General features: G+C 50.9%; 4 protein-coding genes. All 4 read left to right on the top strand.

Annotated features, from left to right (window positions below; translation table 11 throughout):
* Positions 1-327, top strand: a 327-nt coding sequence (locus RDY34_RS10500) for a hypothetical protein (protein ID WP_308184586.1), incomplete at its 5' end; no start/stop codon positions are given.
* A 32-nt stretch (positions 328-359) separates the two neighbouring features.
* Positions 360-542 (top strand): hypothetical protein, encoded by a 183-nt coding sequence (locus RDY34_RS10495; RefSeq protein WP_308184585.1) that lies wholly within the window; start codon positions 360-362, stop codon positions 540-542.
* Positions 543-616: 74 nt separating this feature from the next.
* Complete coding sequence (locus RDY34_RS10490; protein WP_308184584.1) at positions 617-1,090, top strand: hypothetical protein; 474 nt, start codon at positions 617-619, stop codon at positions 1,088-1,090.
* Positions 1,080-1,686, top strand: a 607-nt coding sequence (locus RDY34_RS10485; RefSeq protein WP_308184583.1) for a replication initiation factor domain-containing protein, incomplete at its 3' end; no start/stop codon positions are given. The genes RDY34_RS10490 and RDY34_RS10485, both read left to right, overlap by 11 nt.

The raw sequence follows: 1,686 nt of genomic DNA, 5'->3' as shown, positions 1-1,686 counted from the left end.
TTCCCTATTGACTGGGTGCGCTTAGAGCTTCAGTGCCGCCCATCAAAGGGGGTTCAGCGAGAGGTGTCGGCTTCCCTGCCGTTAGAGGAATTTTGGGGCTTCTCAGCGTTCTCCCTGGAGGTTGCCGATAAGGTCGCAGGAATGAACGTGCCAAGAGTTAAGCCGACGAAGTACACGAAGAACGCAGATGATGCCGTTCTCGACTTCATGGTGAAACAGTACGGGAACGTCCTGATGAGGAAGTTCAAGAGTACGGGAAGTTGGGAAGCCGTGGGCGCATTTCTCGGAGAGATTTATCAGGGTCAGCGGAAATTTGCTGCAAAATAGACATTTTGCAGCAAAATTTATGGGGGTGTGATATGCTTGAACACGAGCAGGGGCTTCATGTCCTGAAAACAAGCAACGGCGCGGCTGTGAACTTGGTTGTCGGTAATAAGACATTCCGTCTTGCGGAATTTGAAAACGCCGATGATGCCGTCTCTTTCGCGCTATCGATTAAACGAAACAACCCTGACTGCCCTGTTAAAGTGCTTTGGGATTGATTTCCGCCTCAAGCGGGAATCAAGCACGAAGCGCAATGGGGGGCGTTGGGGGAACTCCCCCAAGAGCGTTCACGATGAGGAAATTTATAAATAAGCGTGTATCCGTTGGCTTTAGCGAAGAAGAATACCGTGTTTTGCGCGAACTGAGCGAGCAGAACGGGCAGCCGATGGCGAAGATAGTATCTGAGCTAGTTTCTACCGTTATTCCGATTCTGAAGCGAATGACGGATAACCTGAAGGCTGTAAATGACGCGCCGGATGCCGTTAGGGAGGGTTTGAGAAATTCTGCCGATTCCGCTTTGTCGGAAATGGAAAAGCTGGCGGAGGCTGCTTTTAAAATTCAAGATGAATTTTCTGAAGAACTGGAAAAATCAGCGACGCGCGGAGGCGATTTTATCGGCACGCGCGGCGGCGATTTTTCCAGTTTTTTTGAAAAAATCGAAAGTGAGAAGCCAGCCGATAGAGCTTCAGAAACTGCGAAGCCGACCCCCCTTACTAACAGGGGGGTCAAGTCCAGCAATTTAGGGGGGTTAGCCGATGCAATGTGACTGGTATCAGGCGACAATTAACGATAATATTCAAAACGTTATAGGCATTCTCTCTAATAATCTGGGCGGAAACCTTAAAATTGCCCAGTCGGGCATGATGGGATACCGAAAAAGGGCGTTTTTGGACGATGAGAACGGTAGCACATTGTCAACAATCTTATGGGACGGAAGGACGGAAAGTCAGCAGCTTCCCCATGCCTTTGCGACTAGCGAAAATGCGCCCGATTTTATGAATCTTGTCCGCGATTCGTGGCGTGATTCGCATAGAGTTACGCGAATTGACGTTTGCGAAGATTTGCAGGGGTCGGGTCTGTTTGAAGAGATGTCCGCCAAGCTCCAAGAGATAGCGAAGGGCAAGCGCGTTAAAACCAGCGTCGCAGGCGATTGGTTGACGCCTGATAGCCCTGACGGTAGAACGCTGTACGTTGGCTCTCCATCGTCTCCCTGTCGCGTTCGTCTCTATGAGAAGGGCAAGGAGGTCGCTAAGAAAGCGTTTCACTCCAGAGGGTGGGGAACGCCCGAAGGCTTCCCTATTGACTGGGTGCGCTTAGAGCTTCAGTGCCGCCCATCAAAGGGGGTTCAGCGAGAGGTGTCGG

Origin of the sequence: Neisseria polysaccharea, from assembly GCF_963392925.1 — a bacterium.
GTDB classification, from domain to species: Bacteria; Pseudomonadota; Gammaproteobacteria; order Burkholderiales; family Neisseriaceae; genus Neisseria; species Neisseria polysaccharea.
Note: the sequence above shows the minus strand (reverse complement) of the source record. Positions and strands in the feature narration are given on the sequence as shown.